Genomic DNA, 437 nt, shown 5'->3' on the forward strand with positions numbered 1-437 from the left:
GTCCAGATCTACAATGCTTCTCAGCTATTGTGACAGCCTGGACCATATGATTTAACTCACAGGCTGCAAGATACATGATACAGAGTATCGGTAGGATGCGGATATCAAGCTTGCGGACTAAAGACTTCTCCGCCTTCGCATCCACACTTACGTCTGAGACGATGGTCTCAAACCGCTCGTCTACAACCTGATTGTCGAGTTTCGCGACGTCATGAATGCCCTCCAGCTTCTCCGAATCGATAAACGACATAATCGTACAGGCGAGAATAGATGAAGGAGACTTGTGCGTTCGTTCTTAGGCAGGTGAGGAAGAGCAAACACTACGTGGCGCTAAACCGGAATCGCTTGAGCCTTGAGGATTATATAGGTTTCGTTGGTCACCAGCGGTGACCCAAATAGATTAGTGGCATCCGCGCGGAATAAGGGTGCCCGTGGGG

Annotated in this window: 1 protein-coding gene; it reads right to left on the reverse strand. The window is 49.7% G+C overall.

Annotation, left to right across the window (positions count from 1 at the left end):
- A partial coding sequence (locus BBH99_RS22800) for a hypothetical protein (RefSeq protein ID WP_228390812.1) occupies positions 1-250 on the reverse strand: 250 nt, incomplete at its 3' end.
- Positions 251-437: the final 187 nt, after the last annotated feature.

It is taken from the genome of Chryseobacterium contaminans (assembly GCF_001684955.1).
In the GTDB taxonomy this organism is placed as follows: Bacteria; Bacteroidota; Bacteroidia; order Flavobacteriales; family Weeksellaceae; genus Chryseobacterium; species Chryseobacterium contaminans.